The sequence below is a fragment of the Tabrizicola caldifontis genome (assembly GCF_004762095.1).
Lineage (GTDB): Bacteria > Pseudomonadota > Alphaproteobacteria > Rhodobacterales > Rhodobacteraceae > Tabrizicola > Tabrizicola caldifontis.
Window position 1 is genome coordinate 85505 of the sequence record NZ_SIJH01000009.1, and the last position, 19745, is coordinate 105249.

Sequence of the window (19745 nt, forward strand, 5' to 3'; positions counted from 1 at the left end):
CCCACGGCAGTATTTCCAAGGAGCAAGATCCGGGTGGGGCTCGCATGCTCGGGTTGGCGCGAGACCCCGGGGCCGGCATCCTGACCGCATTTCAGGACAGGGGATTTTGCGATGATGGATGTCGATGTGGTGATCGTCGGTGCAGGCTGCGCCGGTCTGGCAGCGGCCAGGCGGCTTCGGGCCGAGCGGCGACGCTTTGCGGTGGTCGAGGCGATGAACCGCATCGGTGGCCGGGCCTGGACCATGACAACCGATTCCGGGGTGCCTTTCGACATCGGCTGTGCCTGGGTGCATGCCGCGGGCCGCAACCCGTTCTGTCCCGAGGCGCAGGCGGCAGGCTGGACTTTGCACCACCATGACTGGGGGCTGGATCACCTGTGGTTCGCCAAGAGGCGTGCCACACCCGAGGAGATGGAGCGGGTCGCGGCCGCGGATGCGGCCTTGCAGGCCTGCCTTGAGGCACACGAGGTGCCGGACGACCGGCTGTCGGACCTGATCGCCGACTGCCATTGCCTGCAGGCGAATTCCACCTTTGCCGGCCCGATGGATTTCGGCGCCGATCATGACGAGATTTCGATCGCGGATCACAGGGCAGCGGCGGACCTGGACCGGAACTGTTTCACGAAGGAAGGCTATGGCGCGCTGATCCACCGCTGGGGGGCGGATGTACCGGTTGCCCGGTTCGTCGCATCTTCTGGGGCGGGCCGGGGGTAGAGGTCGAGACGGCACACGGCGCTCTCCGGGGCCGCGCATCAATCGTGACCGTTTCGATCGGGGTTATTGCCTTCGAAGAGATCGCCTTCACCCCCGACCTGCCCCCTGGCCACCAGGAATCTTCGATCTGCCGATGGGCCTTCTTACCAAGATTCCCTTGCAGACCGAAGGCGCACGGCTGGACCTGGCCCCCCTTTCGACGATGTGGTGATCGAGCAGCACGCGCGGCATGACCTGTATTTCCTGGCATTCCCCTTCGACCTGGACCTGCTGGTGGGATTTGTCGGCGGCGATTTCGCCTGGGAGATGGAGGCGGCGGGTCGGGCGGCGGCGGTGGATTTCGTGACCGACCGGCTGGCGGACACCTTCGGGTCGGACGTGTGGCGTGCGGTCAGGCACGGGACGATGACCAACTGGGGGCGCCGACCGGTATGTCCGTGGCGTCTATGCCGCAGCGCGGCCGGGAAGGGCCGGATCGCGCGACGTTCTGGCGGAACCGGTTGGCGCGCGCGTCTGGTTCGCGGGCGAGGCGCTCACCGGCTGGCTGAAGCAGGCCGCCGCAGTGGCGCGGCTGTCGGGCGAGGCTGCGGCGGGGCAGACGGCGCTATGGCTGGCGTGACAGGATGACCTGACGCGAATGGCTGGCGAATTCGCGGCGGACAAGCACTGCCGTCGATAACCCTGTGCCTATGAGCAGGCCCCAGGGGCCAAGCAGCCAGGCGAGCGCGGCAAGCGCAAAGTAGATCGAGCGAAGCCCGCGATTGAAGCTTTTCGCGGCGGTGATGTTGATCTCGGCCGCCTGTCCCGCGCGGTGGAAGGCAAGGGGATCGGCCGGGTCGTTCGGGACCGCGGCCATGAGGATCGAGCAGTAGCCGAACAGCCGGTGCGCCCAGACGAACTTCAGCAGCGCATTCGCCAGGAGCGCGATCACCGGCAGCATCCTTAGCGCCACATCCGGGCCGGGGCTGGCCAGCGGCAGATCGTCGGCCAGGTTCTGCACGGTGGCCGCATTGCCGATCAGCGCGACCCCACCACCGATGGCGATCAGGCAGGCCGAGGCGAAGAAGGCGGTGCCCTGGCGCAGCGAATCGATCAGTTGCGCATCGAAGATCCTCGGCTGGCGGGTGACAAAGGTGCGCATCCAGTCGTGCCGGTACTCCTGCATGAGAAAACTGACCGATGGGCGCCCGCGGGGCGGGTTTTCGATCAGCCAGCCCGAGAGCGTCCACGCAATGACCAGCGCCAGAAGGGCGGCGGCATCAAGGGGTGCAAGTGGGCCCAGAGGCAGCGTCATGACCGCAGACTAGTGTCCCCCGAAGGCGTACGGAAGGGGCGGTTTTGCCGGTAGCGCCCCATTCTCATCCTCTGCCCGCAAGGAGGGCAGGGAGGACGGGGCGACCGGTTGGGGTTTTTGCTTGCGATCCGAGGGATTGGTTATATTATCTTACCAATCAAGGCGGGAGGCGCCCATGCAGATGCCGGAACCGGACGCGGGCGTCCTTGCACGAAAGGCGCGGATCGTGGCGCGGTTGCGTGCCGTCCTGCCGGTGGACGCGGTGATCGATGCGCCGGAGGAGCTGCGCGCCTACGAATGCGACGCGCTGACCGCCTACCGCTGCCCGCCCTTGGCCGCTGTCCTGCCGCGCACGACCGAAGAGGTCTCGGCGGTGCTGAGGGTCTGCTGGGAGGAAGGCGTTCCGGTGGTGCCGCGCGGCTCGGGCACCAGCCTAGCCGGGGGGGCGATGCCGACGGCGGACAGCTTGATCCTGGGCGTCGCGCGGATGAACGCGGTGCTGGAGACCGATTACGAGAACCGCTTCATCCGGGTGCAGTCGGGCCGCACCAACCTGTCGATCACCGGCGCGGTCGAGGCTGACGGGTTCTTCTACGCCCCCGACCCCTCCAGCCAGCTGGCCTGTGCGATTGCCGGGAACATCGCGATGAACTCGGGCGGAGCGCATTGCCTGAAATACGGGGTGACGACGAACAACCTTCTGGGCGTGACTCTGGTGCAGATGGACGGGACGGTGGTCACGTTGGGCGGGCCCTGGGGCGAGCCGGCCGGGCTTGACCTCCTGGGCGTCGTCTGCGGGTCCGAGGGGCAGCTGGGCGTGGTGACCGAGGCCTGGCTCCGCATCCTGCCCAGGCCCGAGGGCGCGCGGCCGGTGCTGGTGGGCTTCAACTCGAACGAGGTCGCGGGCGCCTGCGTCAGTGACATCATCAAGGCGGGCATCCTGCCCGTCGCGATCGAGTTCATGGACCGCCCCTGCATCCGCGCGACCGAGGCTTTCGCCCATGCCGGCTACCCGGATTGCGAGGCGCTTCTCATCATCGAGGTCGAGGGGTCAGAGGCCGAGATTTCCGAGCAGCTTGCCCGCATCCGCCAGATCGCCTTGGCCCACGATCCGGTGGAGTTCCGCGAGGCCGAGGACGAGGATCAGGCGAAACGCATCTGGCTGGGGCGCAAGTCGGCCTTCGGTGCGATGGGGCAGATCAACGATTACATGTGCCTCGACGGGACCATCCCGGTCTCCTCCCTGCCGCATGTGCTGAAGCGGATCGGCGAGATGAGCCGCGACTTCGGGCTGGACGTGGGCAACGTGTTCCACGCCGGCGACGGCAACATGCACCCCCTGATCCTGTTCGACGCCAACAAGCCGGGCGACCTGGAGAAATGCGAGGCCTTCGGGGCCGAGATCCTGAAGCTCTGCGTCGAGGTCGGCGGCTGCCTCACCGGCGAGCATGGCGTGGGGATCGAGAAGCGCGACCTGATGGGGGTGCAGTTCTCGGCCGCCGACATGGAGGCGCAGATGCGGGTGAAGGATGTCTTCGACCCGAAATGGTTGTTGAACCCGGCCAAGGTCTTTCCGCTTGAGGCCAGTGCCGGGCGGCGCGCGGTCTGAACCGTCCGGGGGTTTTGCACCCCCGGACCCCCGCAGAGTATTTGAGCAAAGGGCAAGGCATGCGGCCTTCTAGCGAAGCGGAACTGGCAGACGCCGTTGCAGGGTCCATGAGACCCTTGCTGGTGCGGGGCGGAGGCACGCGCACACTGGGCCATGCGGTCGGCGAGGTGCTGGAGACCGGGGGGATCTCGGGGGTCGAGCTGTATGAACCGGGCGCGTTGACGCTGGTCGTTCGGGCGGGCACGCCGCTTGCGGAAGTGGAAGGGGTGCTTGCCGGCGAACGGCAGCGGCTGGCCTTCGAGCCGCCGGACCTGCGGGGTATCCTCGGGCGCGAGGGCGTCTCGACCATCGGCGGGGTGGTCGCGGCCAATGCCTCGGGGCCTCGCCGGGTGCAGGCGGGGGCGGCCCGCGATGCCGCACTGGGGGTGCGGTTCGTGGATGGCACCGGGACGATGGTGCGCAACGGCGGGCGGGTGATGAAGAATGTCACCGGTTATGACCTGGTGAAGCTGATGGCCGGCAGCCGGGGCGTGCTGGGGGTGATGACCGAGGTGAGCCTGAAGGTGCAGGCGATGCCGGAGGCCGAGGCGACGCTGGTCGTCGAGGGGCTGGACGATCCGGCCGGGCTGGCCTGTCTGCGGGCGGCGCTGGGTTCGCCCTTCGATGTCTCGGGGGCGGCGCGGCATTCCGGGCGCAGTCTGATCCGGGTCGAGGGGATGGCGGGCTCGGTCGCCTATCGGGTCAGACGACTGATCGCGCTGGTCGGGGGCGAGGTCTCGTTGGTGGAGGGCGAGTCCTCGGCGGCGCTGTGGCGGGCGGTGCGGGATGTGGTGCCCCTGCAGGGCCGGCCGGGCGAGGTCTGGCGGGTCGTGACCTTGCCCACTGCGGCGGCCGAGGTGGTTGCGCGCATCGGGGGTGAGGCGCTCTGGGATTGGGGCGGGGGGCTGATCTGGCTTCTGGCCGAACCGGGGCGCGGCGCCGAGGTGGTGGCCGCCGTGGCGGGCCGTGGCCATGCGACGCTGGTCCGGGGGCAGGGTGGGCCAGTCTTTCCGCCCGAGGCGCCCGAGGTGGCGGCGCTGGCGGCGGGCATCCGGGCGAAGTTCGATCCGAGGGGTATCCTGAACCGGGGGATGATGGGCTGATGCAGACGAATTTCTCGCCCGAGCAGCTGGCCGATCCCGGCATCGCGCGGGCCAACCAGATCCTGCGGTCCTGCGTCCATTGCGGCTTCTGCACCGCGACCTGTCCGACCTACCAGGTGCTGGGGGACGAACTGGACAGCCCGCGCGGGCGCATCTACCTGATCAAGGACATGCTGGAGGCCGGGCGGCCGGCCGATGAGAAGACGGTGAAGCACCTCGACCGCTGTCTTTCGTGCCTGGCCTGCATGACGACCTGCCCCTCGGGCGTGCATTACATGCATCTGGTCGATCACGCCCGGGCCCATGTCGAGAAGACCTATCGCCGCCCCTTCATGGACCGGGTCCTGCGCGCGGTGCTGGCGCGGGTGATCCCTTATCCGAGGCGGTTCCGGCTGGCGCTGCTGGCGGCGAAGATCGGCAGGCCGTTCGCAGGTATGGTGCCGGACGCGCGTTTGCGGTCGATGCTGGCCATGGCGCCGAAGACCATCCCGCCGGTCAGTCGAAACGACGACCCGCAGGTGTTCCCGGCGCAAGGCGAGCGCCGGATGCGGGTGGCCTTGCTGACCGGCTGCGCGCAAAAGGCGCTGAACACCGACATCAACGATGCGACGATCCGCCTGTTGCGGCGGCTGGGCTGCGAAGTGGTGGTGGCCAGGGGTGCGGGCTGCTGCGGGGCGCTGACGCATCACATGGGCAAGGCGGACCTGGCCCATGCCAGTGCCGCCGCCAACATCCGGGCCTGGATGGCCGAGAAACGCGAAGCCGGTCTGGATGCCATCGTCATAAACACCTCCGGCTGCGGCACGACGGTCAAGGATTACGGCCACATGTTCCGCACCGATCCCGCCCTGGCCGAGGATGCGGCGACGGTCGCGGGGCTGGCGAAGGACATCAGCGAAGTTCTGACCGGCCTCGGCCTGCCGGAGGGGGCGCCCCGAGGGCTGCGCGTCGCCTATCATGCCGCCTGTTCGCTGCAACATGGCCAGCAGATCAAGACCGCGCCGAAGGATCTCTTGAAACGCGCGGGCTTCGAGGTGGTGGAGCCCGCCGACAGCCATCTGTGCTGTGGCAGCGCGGGCACCTACAACCTGCTGCAACCCGAAATCAGCGCCGAGCTGAAGCGGCGCAAGGTCGCGACGCTCGAGGCGAAGGCCCCCCAGGTCATCGCCGCGGGCAACATCGGCTGCATGATGCAGATCGGGTCGGGCACGGCGATACCGGTCGTCCATACGGTCGAATTGCTCGACTGGGCGACCGGCGGGCCACAGCCGCGCGCGCTGCGGGGCCGCGACTGAAGCGCAGGCTTGCGCGAAGGGGCGAAAATCCGCCACAGTCGCAGGATAGCGCCGATCGTCATGTGAAGGGGAGGTTCCATGCGTCGCCTGATCCTTTGCCTTCTGACGATGTGCCTGGCATCTGGCGGCACGGCGCGCGCCCAGGACGCGGAAATGGTCAGCCTTCAGACCGCCGACGATTCCCGTGGCTGGGATGCCGTGGGCAAGCTGATCCTGGGCGGGCGCGGCTTCTGCACCGGCGCACTGATCGAACCGAATCTCGTGCTGACCGCGGCGCACTGCCTGTATGACAAGCAGACCGGTGTGCAGATGCGGCCCGAAGACATCCAGTTCCAGGCAGGCTGGCGTAATGGCCGGGCCGTGGCCTATCGCAGCGTGAAGCGGGCGGTCACCCATCCCGACTACCGCTACAGCGGCAATGACAAGCTGGAGCGGGTGACAGCGGATCTTGCACTGCTGGAACTCAGCCAGCCGATCCGCCTGCCGTCGATCCTGCCGTTCGAGACGGGCGCCGCCCCGGTCGAAGGCGATGCAGTGGCCGTGGTGTCCTATGCGCAGGATCGGGCCGAGGCCCCCTCGATCCAGGAGCCCTGCGAGGTTCTGGCAGGGCGACGGGATACGTTGGTGCTGTCCTGCAGTGTCGATTTTGGATCATCCGGCGCACCGGTCTTCTCGTCGGTGGACGGGGTGTCTCGGGTGGTATCGATCATCTCAGCAAAGGCCGAGGTGAACGGGCGCAAGGTGGCGCTGGCGGTGCCACTGGCCGCGCCGTTGAAGGCGCTGCGGGTGGCGCTTGCGGAAAGCAAGCTGCGCGGGCGAATGGATGTGGGGGGCAGTCCGGTTCCGCCCGGCGAAAAGGGCGGCGGCGCCAAGTTCATCAAGCCATGAGGGTTGCGGTTCTGGCCCTGCTGCTGGCCTGGCCCGCCTGGGCGCAGGACGGCGCGGGCCAGAGCCGGCTGACCACGCGCGAGGATCTGCGCGGGTTCGAGCCGGTTGGCCGGGTCGATATCGAGGATGGCGGGTTCTGCACGGGGACATTGATCGCCGCCGATCTGGTGCTGACGGCGGCGCACTGCGTGGTCGATACGGAAGGCAACCCGGTTCCCGCAGGCCGGATCACCTTCCGTGCGGGTCTGGCTGACGGACAGTCGCTGGTCGAGGCGCAGGTCGCGCGCACAGTCATCGACCCGGAATACCGCCCGGTCAGTCCGGCGCCACCCGAGATCATCCGGCGCGACGTGGCCCTGATGCAGCTGGCCGAACCGGTTCCGACCACGCAGATTCCGCCCTTCGCCATCGCCTTGCCAGGGCGGGGCGACAAGGTAAGTGTCGTTTCCTATGCCTCCGGGCGAGCCGAGGCGCTGACCTGGCAGCCGGTCTGCAATGTCCTAGGGCGGCAGGACGGGCTGATCGCAGTCGATTGCGATGTGAGCTTCGGTTCGTCCGGCGCACCGGTGCTGGACCGCTCTGCCGGATATCGGGCGAAGATCGTCTCGATCATTTCGGTCGGATCGACCTGGGAAGGTCGGCGCGTCGCGGTGGGCATGGAACTGCCGGAGGTCGTGGCAAGGTTGAAGGCGGCCTTGCGGGCCGGTCGCGTTTCAAGCGAGGCGGTACCTGAAGAAGTGCCTCGGCGCAGGGCCGGAAAGACGATCACCGTGGGCGAGGGCGGCGACATCGGCGCAAGGTTCGTGAAGCCCTGACCTGAGGTCTTGAAAGCCACTCTGAGGCTTCCCAGATTCACTTCGTCCGGGTGCCACAATGGGCCCGGAAGAACCCTTGCCCTGCCCGTTGACGGGAGGGCCCCTGACATCGCTTGCACGAGGATGACAATGCGCAATCTGGATTTCGCCCCGCTCTACCGTGCCACCGTCGGCTTCGACCGGATCGCCGATCTGATGGACCGTGTTCTGTCCAGCGACGTGGCTCAGCCGACCTATCCCCCCTACAATATCGAAAAGACCGCCGAGGATGCCTATCGCATCTCGATCGCCGTCGCCGGTTTCGCCCCCGAGGAGTTGAGCGTCGAGGTCAAGGACGGCAATCTGCACATTGCAGCCCGCAAGGCAGCCGACGAGACCGAGCGTACCTACCTGCACCGCGGCATCGCCACGCGCGCCTTCGAACGCCGCTTTGCCCTGGCTGACCATGTACGCGTGACCGGTGCCGTGCATGAGAACGGGATGCTGCACGTCGATCTGGTGCGCGAGGTTCCCGAGGCCATGAAACCCCGCCGGATCGAGATTGTCCGCGCGAACGGTTCGACCCCGGTGATCGAGGCAAAGCCGGAATCGGTCAACTAGACCCTCTCAATCATCTGTTGCCGGAGCCCGGGTTCGCGCCCGGGCTCTTTGCATCTTGCGCATGCGCTGCGCACGACGGATGAAGGGCCAAAGGAAAGGCCCGCCGCATGTCCGACCACAAGCTGCCCCCGTTCCAGATGCAGCCTGCCACCCGCGCCCTCGACGCCGGGCTGATGCCCGACCCGGTGACAGAAGCCATCGCACCCGGCATTGTCGCCTAGGTCAACCACATCTTCACCCCCGGGTCTGCCGGCTTCTCGGCTGAAGGTGCCGACCTGACCGCGCAACCCTTTCTTTATGCCCGCTGGACGAACGCGACCGTCCGCGCGTTGGAGGAACGCCTGGCGGGTCTTGAAGGGGCCGAGGATGCGCTTGCCACCGCCACCGGCTTCGCCGCTGTGGCTGCTGTCTTCCTGTCGCTTCTGAAGGCGGGCGATCATCTGATCGTGTCGGAAGTCTGCTATGCCGGTGACTACGAACTTGCCACCCGCGCCCTGCCCGACCTGGGTATCGAGGTCACCCCCCTGCGACCTGACCGACCCCGCCGCGGTGCGTGCCGCGCTTCGACCCACGACCCGTCTGATCCACGCCGAGACGCCCTGCAACCCGATACCGCGGCTGACCGACCTTGCGGCCCTGTTGGCCCTGGCACGCGAGGCCGGGGCGCTTCTGTCGGTGGACAGCACGCTTGCGACGCCGGTCATCTCACCCGGCCGCTGGAGCACGGGGCGGATCTGGTGATCCATTCGCTGACCAAGTTGATGAACGGCCATGGCGATGCCCTTGGCGGCGCGGTGATCGGACGGCGGGATCTGATCTCTGCCATCCGGTCGCGCGCCGGGGTCTATCTGGGCGCGACCCTGTCAGCCCAGAATGCCTGGCTGATCCTGCGTGGCCTCGACACGCTGTTTCCGCGCCTGCGGACGGCCTGCGAGACTGCGGGCAGGATCTGCGACTGGCTGACGGCGCATCCCGCGGTTACCCGCGTTAAGTGGCCCGGCGCGGCGGACCATCCCCAGCTCGCCCTGGCCCGGCGCCAGTTGGCGCTTGGCGGCGCCATGATCGCCTTCCAGAGCCAGCAGGTTCCTGCGGAGCTTGGCCGCCGCATGGCCGAACGCTTCCTTGTGATCCACTATGCCTTTTCGCTGGGTCACCAGCGGTCGATCTGCGTCCATATCGGGCGGCGCAGCACCTTCCGGATGGAAGGCGCGGCGCTTGGGCGCTGGCAGGACTGGGCAGGCGAAGGGGCGTTCCGGTTGTCAGTGGGGCTTGAGGATCCCGCAGACCTGATCGCAGACCTTGGCCGTGCGCTTGACTGACCGATCCGCCTTCGACTTTTCGCCGTCCTGCCGCAAGCGAGGCTGGCGAAGGGGTCGGCGCGCGGTCCGGCCGGTCAGTTCGCTGCCAGCGATTGCGCCAGCCGCATCAGTTTGAGCGCCTCTGCCCGGTAGCCGAAAGGGTCGTCGCCGCGGTTCCGGGCCGCCAGGTCGATCGCCTGGTCCCAGCCCCAGTTGCCCAGATGAGCCGAGCCTTGCAGCAGCTGGCCGAAGCCCGCGATGGCGGCAGCGAAGCGGGTTTCCTCCGTCGCCTCCTCCAGGCCGGTGATCGGGGTCTCGATCAGGGTCGAGGTCTCGGCCCCCGGCGCCTTCCAGCGCAGGCGCAGGAAGCCCAGTTCCTCTGTGCTGGCCCCGATCTCCGCCGCGGGACCATAGCGCAACGGGTTGTTCAACAGCGAATCCGGGCCGGGCGCGGTCACCTCATAGATCGCGGTGACCTGGGTGCCCGCGCCGATCTGGCCCGCGTCCACGCGGTCGTTGTTGAAATTCTCGCGCCGCAGGGCGCGGCTTTCGTAGCCGATCAGCCGGTATTCGGCGACCTTGGCGGGGTTCCATTCGACCTCAATCTTCACATCGTCCGCGATCGGGAACAGCGCACCGGTGAGCTGATCGGCCAGTGCCTTCCGCGCCTCGGACAGCGTTTCGATATGGCTGGCCCGGCCGTTCCCGTTCTGCGCCAGCGCCTGCATCTTCGCGTCATCAAGATTGCCGCGCCCGAAGCCTAGCACCGACATATAGGTGCCGGTCTCGCGCCTCTTCGCAACCAGTGCCTCAATCCCGTCGGGGTCGGAGGTGCCCATGTTGAAGTCTCCGTCGGTGGCCAGCAGGATACGTGAAATCTCACCCTCGGCCTTCATCCCCTCGGCCACCTGATAGGCCAGTTCCAGCCCTGCGCCCCCGGCTGTGGCGCCACCGGCAGCCAGGTTGTCGAGCGCGGCCAGAATGGCGGCACTGTCGGTGGCTGCAGTAGGGGGCAGGACAAGGCCTGCCGATCCGGCATAGGCGACGATGGCGAGCTGATCCTCGGGCCGCAGCACGGGCAGCATCAGGGCAAGCGAGCCTGTCAGAAGGCGCAGACGGTCAGGCCCGCCCATCGAGCCGGATGTGTCGATCAGGAAGACCAAATTCAGCGGCGGGCGGTCGGTCATGGCGGGCAGCGCGCCCTGGATGCCGATGGTCACCAGGCGGGTTCCGGGGTTCCAGGGCGTGGGCATCACCGAGACGGTGGTCGAGAAGGTGGCCTCGGGCGTCGGTGCAGAATAGGCATAGGGGAAATAGTTGACCATCTCCTCTATCCGCACCCGGTCGGGTGCGGGCATCTTGCCACGGTTCAGGCTGGAGCGGATCAGCGCCCAAGATGCGGTATCGACGTCGATCGGGAAGGTCGAGACGGAATCTTCGACCGTCACCTTCACCGGGTTCGGCGCCACGTTGGCATGGGCTTCGGTATCGGGCAGTCCCGGCTGCGCCATGTCTGGCAGCGGGGCGACGATGGATTCGGCCGCGGCAATATCGCCGGCCGTGCCATCGGCAGATCCGCCCGGCGCCGCCATCCGCAGCGGTGACAGACCGCCAGGGGCGTTGACCGTGGGGGCTGGGGGTGGCACCACGTCGACCGTATCGGTTGCGGCTAACGGTGCGGCCAGCGCCTCGGCCATGGGTTCTGCCTTGGTCGCTGCGATCTGGCCGCGGCTGTCCGCTTCGCCCGTCAGGCCGTCTGGGGCCGCAGCGGTCTTGGCGGTCGGGGTGTCGGTGGCAAGCGCGGGTTCGGGCGCCTGATGGGTCACCGGGCCGCTGCCACCTGGCAGGCGCAGATCGGCCATGGGCAGGATCACGGCCACGCCGATCACCAGGGCTGCGGTCGAGGTGGTGACAGCAAGGACAGGGCGCAAGGTTAGGAAGCCCAGCATGCGACGCACTCCGTTCGAGGCGACCGCCCCTTGCGGGGGATCGTCACCGGCAAGGTCGGGCTCCGCCGATCCTTGGGAGGCGTCGTGCAGCCGGTCGAAATTCTGCATCGCCAGCCGCAGGGCGCGGGTCTTCGCGTCGTATTCCGGCGCGGGGGCCGACTTCAGCGCAGCGCGGAGGGTTTCGAGGTCGTCGGTCATTTCGCCTCCTCCCGCGCCATGGCCCGCAGGCGTTTCTTCACTTCGCTCATCCGCCAGGCGATCGTGCCCTCGGATACGCCCAGAACGAGCCCAGCCTCGGCCTGGGTCATCTCCTCGCCCAGGACCAGCGCCACGGTGTCGCGCAGTTCGGGCGAAAGGCGGGTCATCGCCTGGGCCAGCCAGTCGTTCGCCTCGGCCAGGGTGGCGATCTCGGCCTGGCGGGCCAGTTCCCAGTCGCCCCAGCCAAGCGCGGCGCGGGTCCGGGTGGCCTGGCGGCGGCGCAGGTCATGTGCGGCGTTGACGATGACACGGTAAAGCCAGGTGGTGAAGCGCGCCTCGCCGCGCCAGTTGCGCAGCTTGGCGGGCAGGGCGGCGCAGATGTCCTGTGCCAGATCCTCGGCCTCGGTCCGGCTGCCGGTCAGCCGCCAGGCCAAGGCATGGATTCGCTCGTAATGTCGACCGACCAGGGTGGCAAACGCCACGCGGTCGCCGTTGGCGGCGGCAGAGGCAAGCATCTCGTCGGGTGTGTCCATCAGCATCACGTTATCTGCGACGCAAGCCGGGCGGCAATTCTTGGGCCGCGCCCGGAAATCCTTGCCCCGGACGAAAAGACCCCCGGTCCGGTCAGGGTCCGGTCCGGGGGTTGGGTGCCTGATCTTGGGTGCGATCACTTGGGGAGAGGGATCAGAAGATCAGGCTGTCGTAGACCGCGAAGGCGGTGTTGGTGGCCGACAGGCGGTTGCTCAGCCCTTCGTCGCGGGCATAGGCAAGGATCGCGTTGTAAGTACGGGGACCGAACGCGCCGTCGATGCCGCCAGTATAATAGCCCCAGGCCCGCAGATTGCGCTGGATCGCCTTGCGTTCGGCCAGCGAGTACCGGTTGAAGGCAAGCGCCGCCGGGGTCGAATGGATCGAGGTGGCGGGTTGGACATAGACCGGGGCCGGCTGGACATAGACTGGTGCAGGCTGGACATAGACGGGCGCCGGGGCCGCCGAATGGCCACGGTCGTAAAGCCGGGCCTTGCGGTTGATCTTCAGAAGCTCGTCCACGATGACGGCGGTGGCGACACCGGCAACAAAGCCCTTTTCCTTGTCGTTCAAGGCGAGGGCGGGCGCGGCGGGGACGGCCGCAATCGCGGCGGCGGTCAGCGCGGCGACCAGATTGCGTTTCGCGGTCATGGCAACGGGCAGCATGGCGTTTCCTTTCGTGGTGCACCCGGAGTGTCCGGGGCGATGCCACGAGGTATGGGCATGGCCGCTGCGATAGGCAAAAACGCTGGTGTGTTAGGGAAGAACGTCTGTTTGTTATCGGATAACGGAATAGATCTCAAAGCCTTGGGTCACGCCGGTCGCATCGGCAGACAGCAGCCCACCCTGTCCAGGCCGTCTTCCTGCCGCGTGTCCGGGTCGAGGGCGTCGAAGTTGCAGGCACCGTTCGACCGGATGTTCACGATCTTGCGCGCGCCCGGCCGCCCCGCCATCGCCTTCACCGCCTGCCGGCAGTATTGGAAGGCGGAACGGAAGTTGATCCGCCTCTGCCGCTCCGGTTTCGCCGCGGGGATCTCGGGAAAGCCCGACATGAAGCATGTTCCGGCATTGTTGATCAGCACATCCAGCCCGCCGAAGCGGGATGCCAGGCGATCGAACAGTCCGGCGATGGCGTCTTTCTCGGTCGGGTCCACGATTTAGGGAAAGAAGCGCTCGCACGCGGCAGTAACGGTCAACAGCACGCCGTCGTCGAGGATCACGCCAACCAACGCAACCCGTCGGCGAGAAGCCGGTCCGTGAAGGCCCGGCCCGGGCCTCCGGCCTAGCCGATCGCGACCGCGACGCGGTTCATCCCGGGGCTTTCGGAAGGGCGTCGAAATCGGCTGCCGAGTGGCGCTCGGGCAGCTGTTCCCAAGGTTCGCCCCAGTTGCGGTTGACCTTGCGCCCCCGGATCACGGCGGGGCGGGCGTCGATGCGTTTCGCCCATGCAAGGACATGGGCGTAGCTTTGCACATCAAGGAATTCGGCCGCGTTGTAGGCCCGCCCCAGCACCAGGTTGCCGTACCAGGCCCAGATCGCGATGTCGGCCAGCGAATAGATTCCAGCCATCCATTCGTTTTCCGCCAGGTGCCGGTTCAGCACGTCCAGCTGGCGCTTCGTTTCCATCGCGTAGCGGTTGATCGCGTATTCGATCTTCATCGGGGCGTAGGCGTAGAAATGCCCGAACCCCCCACCGACAAAGGGGGCAGATCCCATCTGCCAGAACAGCCAGCTGAACATCTCGGTCCGCTGCCGGGGGTCTTCGGGGATGAAGGCCCCTCCGAACTTCTCGGCGAGATACAGCATGATCGAGGCGCTTTCGAACACGCGCTGCGGCGGGTTCAGCGAATGATCCATCAGCGCCGGGATCTTTGAGTTGGGGTTCACCTTCACGAAGCCCGAGCCGAACTGGTCGCCTTTCGAGATCTCGATCAGCCAGGCGTCATATTCGGCGGGATGCCCGGCCTCCAGCAGCTCTTCCAGCAGGATCGAGACCTTCACCCCGTTCGGCGTGGCAAGAGAATAGAGCTGCAACGGATGCCGCCCCACAGGCAGCTCCTTTTCATGCGTCGGCCCGGCGATGGGGCGATTGATGCTGGCGAAGCTGCCGCCGGATGGCTGCTCCCATTTCCAGACCTTCGGGGGAATGTAGTCGTTGGACATACGCCTGCTCTTGCTGCCGCAGAATGTTTCGCCGCAACGCTAGTCCATCCCTTGCGGCGCCACCAGTGGGGCGCGACGGCGGGTTGGCTCTGCGAAAATGCACAAGGGGCGGCACCTCGCCGCCCCCTGCCAGCTCTGCGTCAGACCGGTCAGATCGACAGGCAGACGTATTTCAGCTCCATGTAGTCGTCGATCCCGTGCCGGCTGCCCTCGCGGCCGAGACCCGACTGCTTCACTCCGCCGAACGGCGCCATCTCGTTCGAGATCAGGCCGGTGTTGACGCCGACCATGCCGTACTCCAGCGCCTCCTGAACGCGGGTGATGCGGCCGATGTCGCGGGCGTAGAAATAGGAGGCCAGGCCGAAGATCGTGTTGTTGGCCATGGCGATGACCTCTTCCTCGGTCTCGAAGCGGAAGAGGGGCGCGAGCGGGCCAAAGGTTTCCTCCTGCGCGACCTTCATGTCGGGCTTCACTCCGGTGACGACCGTGGGTTCGAAGAAGGTTCCGCCCAGCTCGTGCCGGTGGCCGCCGGTGACGACCTTTCCGCCGCCGGCCAGCACGTCCTGGATATGCTCCTCGACCTTCTCGACCGCGGCCTCGTTGATCAGCGGGCCGGTGGTGACGCCGGGCTTCAGCCCGTCGCCGATGGTCAGCTTCTTCACCGCCGCCGCCAGCTTTTCGGCGAAGGCATCATAGACGCCGGCCTGCACATAGATCCGGTTGGCGCAGACGCAGGTCTGGCCATTGTTGCGGAACTTGGAAATCATCGCCCCTTCCACCGCCGCGTCCAGGTCGGCGTCGTCGAAGACGATGAACGGCGCGTTGCCGCCCAGTTCCATGCTGCATTTCAGCACCTGCTGCGCCGCCTGCCGCAGCAGGATCCGCCCGACCTCGGTGGACCCGGTGAAGGTCAGCTTGCGCACCAGCGGATTCTCGCAGAACTCCTTGCCGATGTCCGAGGAATGGGTCGAGGTGATGACCGAGAACAGCCCCGCCGGTACGCCCGCGCGTTCGGCCAGCACGGCCAGCGCCAGCGCCGACAGCGGCGTTTCGGCCGCCGGGCGCGCGACGAAACCGCAGCCCGCCGCCAGCGCCGGGGCGACCTTGCGCGCGATCATCGCGTTGGGGAAGTTCCAGGGCGTGATCGAGGCCGCGACGCCGATCGGCTGCTTCAGCACATGGATGCGCTTGTCGCGCTGATGGCCGGGGATGATGTCGCCATAGGTGCGCTTGGCTTCCTCGCCGTAGAATTCGATGTAGCTGGCGCCATAGGCGATCTCGCCCTTGGCCTCGGCAAGCGGCTTGCCCATCTCGGCGGTCAGGATGGTGGCCAGGTCGTCCTGGTTGGCCATGCACAGGTCGAACCAGCGCCGCAGGATCTGGGCGCGTTCCTTGGCGGTGCGGCCAGCCCATTCGCGATGCGCGGCATGGGCGGCCTTGATCGCGCGGGCGGTTTCCGCCCGGCCAAGGTTCGGCAGCTGGCAGATCACGTCGCCGCGCGCGGGGTTGGTGACGGGGAAGGTCGTGCCGTCGTCGGCGGCGATCCATTCGCCGGCGACATAGGCCTTGGTCGCCAGAAGCGACGGATCCTTCAGAAGCGATGCAAGATCGGTGACGGAATCGAGCATGGGTGGGCCCTCCTTATGCTTTGGGCGACAGGTGCCACGCGGGGCCGGGTATGTCCAGTTCCAAGCCTGCCTTGTGCCAGGATTTGATCAAACCTGGCCGCGTCTGGACCGAAGCGCCAGCATTTTCGAAATCTCCGGCCCGTAGCCTTTGAAAGCTCCGATGTGATTTCCTCGATGAACTCGCCCGCGCTCAGCCGTTCGCGTGCATCCGCTCGATATAGGCGCGCATCTCTTCGGCCTCATGGCGCGCCTCGCGCAGACCCTCCATCGCGGCCTTCAGCTCGGCCTCTGTCTGGTTGATCTGGTTCATGAGCTCGGCCTCGCGCTGTTCCAGATAGGCCAGCGCCTGGTCGCGCAATTCCTCGGCCTCGTGAAGGGATTGGGCGAGCCTGTCCATCTCGGCCATGTCGCCACCCTTGACCCGGGTGAAGCGGTGCAGAAGCCAGTGCGTGAACCAGCCCATCGCGAAGGCGACAAGCAGGATGATGGCGGTGGCGATGACGAATTCCGTGCGGTTCATTGGTCTTCCCCGGCCTTCAGGTCGGCAGGCCGCGGCAAGGGTCGTATCGTCTTTTCCGCCGGAGCGACAGAGGGGCTGGTGTCATTCGAGAAATCCGGTCCTTCGCCGCCGGTCGCCGGTGCTGCGCCAGGCCCCGCCGTACCGGCCGGGGGCAACGCCGCGCCATCGGCGCCAACTGCGGTGCCTTCGGCCGGAGCTACACCCGCATCCTGCACCATGGCGGCATGGTCGCCCTTCAGCACGAATTCGATCCGCCGGTTGGCTTCTCGCCCCTCTTCGGTGGCATTGTCGGCGATCGGGGTCGATTCGCCATACCCGACTGCCGTCATGCCCGAGATGTCCACCCGCCGGCCCTGAAGGGCCATCAGAACCGCCTCGGCCCGGGCCTGGCTGAGCGCCTTGTTCCCGCCTTCGGACCCCTGGCTGTCGGTATGACCTGCAATCTCCATCTGCATGGGCGGGCAGGCGGTCAGGATGGCGGCCAGTTCGTCCAGCACGGGTCGGGCACCGGCAGCCAGTTCGGCCGAGGCCGGAGTGAAGGTGATCTTCGTCCGCGCGATCACGGCATTCACGTCCGCCGCGCATTCTTCCGGCGTGGGAAGCGAGGCGACGGGATCCAGCGCCTTGTCGTAGCGGACATTCACCCTGAAGGTCTGGCCCTGGCCCAGCTTGCCCGACAGGATCTGGGTGATGCGGCCCCGCGTCTCCTGCGAGCCGGTGACGCCGGTCACTTCCACCGTGTCGGCCCGCACCAGAAGCGAGCCGTATTCGACCTCGGCCAGAGCCTCGAGGCCGGCCAGCACCCGAAGCGGCCAGCCATCGGGCAGGGTTTCGTCCACGCGGGTGGCGGTGCGCACCTCGGCACCCTCGAAAGCGGCGCGGGCAAAGGCATCGACCGCCTGGCGCTGCAATTCGTCGGTCAGTCTTCCGCGCAGGTCCAGCTTGCCGGCCTCGGTCAGGACAGCAGTGAATTCGGCTGGTCCCTGGGTCGAGCTTTCCGCCTTTTCCAGTGTCGAGGTCAGCGAAAAGGCATCGGGCAGGCTGGTTTCCAGTTCGCCCACGACCTTGTCGAAGGTGGCCTGCGGCACGTCACTGCCGGCCAGAAGCGTCACGTCGGCATCGGAAAAGGTGATCGATCCCGATCCCAGTTCCTTGACCGCACGAATTGCCAGCACCACGGCTTCGGCCCAGCGCGGGGTCGGCGTGCCAAGGCCGATCCTGCAGTTCGGCGTGCCCGTGACGCCGGCGGCGGTGGCAGCGGCAAGGATCTGGCGCTGGGCCCGCTCGGTATCGGCCGAGCAGCTGTCGAAGCGTGCACCCTCGGTATCGACAACGAAGCGCAAGGTGAAGGGCGTGATCACCGGACGGGGGGCCGATATGTCCAGAACCAGCCGCACGTCCTGCGGCGCGAGCGCCCGCAGTTCGTTTTCAAGTCGCCGCTTTTCGGCGGCACTGTCGGAAATTGCCGTGACCTCGACCCGGTCGGCCATGACCGAGACCTTCGACCGCGGCAGACGCTTCAGCGCCTCCAGCCCGAATGCCAGTGCCGTCCCCCAGGTCTCGGGCGCCGGGTAATCGGCCAGTTCCAGCATGTTGGTCGGCTCGATTCCCGGTGTGAGCTGCCCCGCCGCTTCGGCAAGCTCGGCTTCGGAAAGGCTGTTTTCGCCGGGGTTTTCGGGCATCAGGCCGAACAGCTGGATTCCGTCTTCGGTCCGCAACATCTGAACGGAAAAATCCGGTGCCTTGATCGCGGCTGTCGGTGCGACCTCCAGCCCGTCGCGGATGCGCGAATTGTCCACCAGGGTGCCGACCATGTTCACGGCGCGGAAGCGGGCCGCCTCGTTCGGGGCGGTGCCGGTCAGGTGGACCTGGAGCCCGTCTGTGGTGACCGTGATCCAGTCGAGTTTCTGTTCTGCCAGCCGGGCGCTCACTACCTTTGCGGTACGTGTCTCGATCACCAGGGCGGTTGCATAGGCGACGCCGACCATGACGGTCGCTGCCAGAAGGAAGGCAAGCAGTGCAAGCGTGGTTGCGGAAAACTGGCGAAGAAACTGGGGCAAGGCGGGTTCCGGTCGACTCGGGGCAGGGCATTCGCCCAAGGGTTCCTAGGCCTTCGCCGCCCGGGGTTCAACCAAGCCAGGCCGCGGCGGCAAGAAACGGCACAGGGATCAGGCCCGCGTCCCGGTTCGAACGGAAGACTGCAAGGCACGAGGCCGGGTCGTCCAGGTCGAGCGTCCGCATCTGCCACTGGAGGTGCCACCCCATCGCCCAGACACCCCCCAGCGCCACGACCAGCGCCAGCACCCGGCCCTGATCCACATGGGCCAGGATGACGGCGGCGGCGAACAGCAGCAGGGTCAGAACAAGGAAGGCGCGAAGCCAGAGGCGGCTGCGGTCGCCGAACAGCCGTGCGGTCGACTTAACCCCGATCAGTGCGTCGTCCTCGCGGTCCTGGTGGGCGTAGATCGTGTCGTAATACAATGTCCAGGCAATCCCGGCGGCATAAAGCAGCATGGCAGCCGGCGGCACGGTTCCCGCATGGGCAGCCCAGGCCAGCAGCGCGCCCCAGTTGAACGCTAGCCCCAGAAAGACCTGCGGCCACCAGGTGAAGCGCTTGGCGAAGGGATAGATCGCCACCAGCGCCAGGCTCGCCACCCCCAGCCCCACGGCCAGCCAGTTGTAGGTGAACAGGATCACCGCAGCCAGTGCCGCCTGCACCACCATCCAGATCAGAGCTGCCCGCACCGTGACCTGGCCCGAGGGGATCGGTCGGCTGCGCGTGCGCGTCACTGCGGCGTCGAACTCGCGGTCGGTGATGTCGTTCCAGGTGCAGCCCGCACCGCGCATCAGGAAGGCCCCCACCGCGCAGGAGACGACCAGCCAGAGATCCCAGGCCCTGAAGCCCGAGACACCCCCGGCCAGAGCGATGGCCCAGAGGCAGGGAATCAGCAGAAGCCAGGTGCCCACTGGCCGGTCGGCGCGGGAAAGGCGCAGGTAGGGCCGGGTCGCTGTCGGGGCCAGACGGTCCACCCAGTTGTCCTTCGGCGCGTCTGCCACCCGCCCGGCGGGTTCGGCCTCTGGCATTTGCGGCGGAGGGGTCATAG

General features: G+C 67.2%; 21 protein-coding genes and 1 pseudogene. 12 read left to right on the forward strand and 10 right to left on the reverse strand.

What is annotated here, in order from left to right:
* Positions 1–111: 111 nt before the first annotated feature.
* The 3 genes from EYB42_RS17465 to EYB42_RS17470 are packed head-to-tail and all read left to right on the forward strand — an operon-like array spanning position 112 to position 1341.
* On the forward strand, positions 112–714 hold the full coding sequence (locus tag EYB42_RS17465) for an FAD-dependent oxidoreductase (RefSeq protein ID WP_205909968.1): 603 nt from the start codon (positions 112–114) through the stop codon (positions 712–714).
* Entirely contained in the window at positions 690–947 is a 258-nt protein-coding gene (locus tag EYB42_RS17820; protein WP_394346491.1) for a hypothetical protein, read from the forward strand. Before EYB42_RS17465 ends, EYB42_RS17820 begins: the two co-directional genes overlap by 25 nt.
* Entirely contained in the window at positions 922–1341 is a 420-nt protein-coding gene (locus EYB42_RS17470; RefSeq protein WP_205909969.1) for a hypothetical protein, read from the forward strand. The genes EYB42_RS17820 and EYB42_RS17470 overlap by 26 nt, the downstream gene beginning before the upstream one ends.
* On the opposite strand, the gene EYB42_RS09220 is transcribed toward EYB42_RS17470, so the two are convergent.
* Positions 1319–2008 (reverse strand): DUF599 domain-containing protein, encoded by a 690-nt coding sequence (locus tag EYB42_RS09220; protein ID WP_135449812.1) that lies wholly within the window; start codon positions 2006–2008, stop codon positions 1319–1321. The two genes, EYB42_RS17470 and EYB42_RS09220, sit on opposite strands and share 23 nt — an antisense overlap.
* Before the next feature lie 175 nt (positions 2009–2183).
* Between EYB42_RS09220 and EYB42_RS09225 the strand changes: the two genes are divergently transcribed.
* The 9 genes and pseudogenes from EYB42_RS09225 to EYB42_RS17720 all read left to right on the forward strand — a co-directional run bounded on the left by EYB42_RS09225 (position 2184) and on the right by EYB42_RS17720 (position 9676).
* Positions 2184–3617 carry an FAD-linked oxidase C-terminal domain-containing protein gene (locus EYB42_RS09225; RefSeq protein WP_135449813.1) on the forward strand — a complete coding sequence of 478 codons (1434 nt, stop codon included), beginning with the start codon at positions 2184–2186 and terminating at the stop codon, positions 3615–3617.
* Positions 3618–3676: 59 nt separating this feature from the next.
* Positions 3677–4759 (forward strand): FAD-binding protein, encoded by a 1083-nt coding sequence (locus EYB42_RS09230; protein WP_135449814.1) that lies wholly within the window; start codon positions 3677–3679, stop codon positions 4757–4759.
* Positions 4759–6054, forward strand: a complete 1296-nt coding sequence (gene glcF, locus EYB42_RS09235; protein WP_135449815.1) for a glycolate oxidase subunit GlcF — start codon at positions 4759–4761, stop codon at positions 6052–6054. The genes EYB42_RS09230 and glcF overlap by 1 nt, the downstream gene beginning before the upstream one ends.
* Positions 6055–6132: 78 nt before the next feature.
* The gene (locus EYB42_RS09240) at positions 6133–6942 is read left to right on the forward strand and encodes a trypsin-like serine peptidase (protein WP_135449816.1); all 810 of its coding nucleotides are present in this window, start codon (positions 6133–6135) and stop codon (positions 6940–6942) included.
* Positions 6939–7757, forward strand: coding sequence for a trypsin-like serine peptidase (locus EYB42_RS09245; RefSeq protein WP_135449817.1), 819 nt, complete (start codon positions 6939–6941; stop codon positions 7755–7757). Before EYB42_RS09240 ends, EYB42_RS09245 begins: the two co-directional genes overlap by 4 nt.
* Before the next feature lie 129 nt (positions 7758–7886).
* Positions 7887–8357 carry an Hsp20 family protein gene (locus EYB42_RS09250; RefSeq protein WP_135449871.1) on the forward strand — a complete coding sequence of 157 codons (471 nt, stop codon included), beginning with the start codon at positions 7887–7889 and terminating at the stop codon, positions 8355–8357.
* Between the two features lie 329 nt (positions 8358–8686).
* Positions 8687–8818, forward strand: a pseudogene (locus tag EYB42_RS17825) (PLP-dependent transferase); the annotation flags it as partial.
* 1 nt (position 8819) lies between these two features.
* On the forward strand, positions 8820–9098 hold the full coding sequence (locus tag EYB42_RS17715; protein ID WP_276605856.1) for a PLP-dependent transferase: 279 nt from the start codon (positions 8820–8822) through the stop codon (positions 9096–9098).
* Positions 9095–9676 carry a PLP-dependent transferase gene (locus EYB42_RS17720; protein ID WP_276605857.1) on the forward strand — a complete coding sequence of 194 codons (582 nt, stop codon included), beginning with the start codon at positions 9095–9097 and terminating at the stop codon, positions 9674–9676. The genes EYB42_RS17715 and EYB42_RS17720 overlap by 4 nt, the downstream gene beginning before the upstream one ends.
* A gap of 74 nt (positions 9677–9750) precedes the next feature.
* Here EYB42_RS17720 and EYB42_RS09260 read toward each other — a convergent pair whose 3' ends face one another.
* The 9 genes from EYB42_RS09260 to ubiA all read right to left on the reverse strand — a co-directional run bounded on the left by EYB42_RS09260 (position 9751) and on the right by ubiA (position 19743).
* Entirely contained in the window at positions 9751–11604 is a 1854-nt protein-coding gene (locus EYB42_RS09260; protein WP_449342967.1) for a YfbK domain-containing protein, read from the reverse strand.
* A gap of 194 nt (positions 11605–11798) precedes the next feature.
* Positions 11799–12335: an RNA polymerase sigma factor gene (locus tag EYB42_RS09265; RefSeq protein ID WP_135449819.1), complete on the reverse strand. Its 537-nt coding sequence runs from the start codon at positions 12333–12335 to the stop codon at positions 11799–11801.
* A gap of 151 nt (positions 12336–12486) precedes the next feature.
* The gene (locus EYB42_RS09270; protein ID WP_135449820.1) at positions 12487–12996 is read right to left on the reverse strand and encodes a peptidoglycan-binding protein; all 510 of its coding nucleotides are present in this window, start codon (positions 12994–12996) and stop codon (positions 12487–12489) included.
* 146 nt (positions 12997–13142) lie between these two features.
* Positions 13143–13484, reverse strand: coding sequence for an SDR family oxidoreductase (locus EYB42_RS09275; protein ID WP_167850971.1), 342 nt, complete (start codon positions 13482–13484; stop codon positions 13143–13145).
* 154 nt (positions 13485–13638) lie between these two features.
* Positions 13639–14493 (reverse strand): glutathione-dependent disulfide-bond oxidoreductase, encoded by an 855-nt coding sequence (gene yghU, locus EYB42_RS09280; RefSeq protein WP_135449822.1) that lies wholly within the window; start codon positions 14491–14493, stop codon positions 13639–13641.
* Positions 14494–14642: 149 nt separating this feature from the next.
* The gene (locus EYB42_RS09285; protein ID WP_135449823.1) at positions 14643–16121 is read right to left on the reverse strand and encodes an NAD-dependent succinate-semialdehyde dehydrogenase; all 1479 of its coding nucleotides are present in this window, start codon (positions 16119–16121) and stop codon (positions 14643–14645) included.
* A 190-nt stretch (positions 16122–16311) separates the two neighbouring features.
* Positions 16312–16641, reverse strand: a complete 330-nt coding sequence (locus EYB42_RS09290) for a hypothetical protein (protein ID WP_135449824.1) — start codon at positions 16639–16641, stop codon at positions 16312–16314.
* On the reverse strand, positions 16638–18701 hold the full coding sequence (locus EYB42_RS09295) for an OmpA family protein (RefSeq protein ID WP_240784053.1): 2064 nt from the start codon (positions 18699–18701) through the stop codon (positions 16638–16640). Before EYB42_RS09295 ends, EYB42_RS09290 begins: the two co-directional genes overlap by 4 nt.
* Positions 18702–18768: 67 nt before the next feature.
* The gene (ubiA, locus tag EYB42_RS09300) at positions 18769–19743 is read right to left on the reverse strand and encodes a 4-hydroxybenzoate octaprenyltransferase (RefSeq protein ID WP_135449873.1); all 975 of its coding nucleotides are present in this window, start codon (positions 19741–19743) and stop codon (positions 18769–18771) included.
* Positions 19744–19745 lie beyond the last annotated feature (2 nt).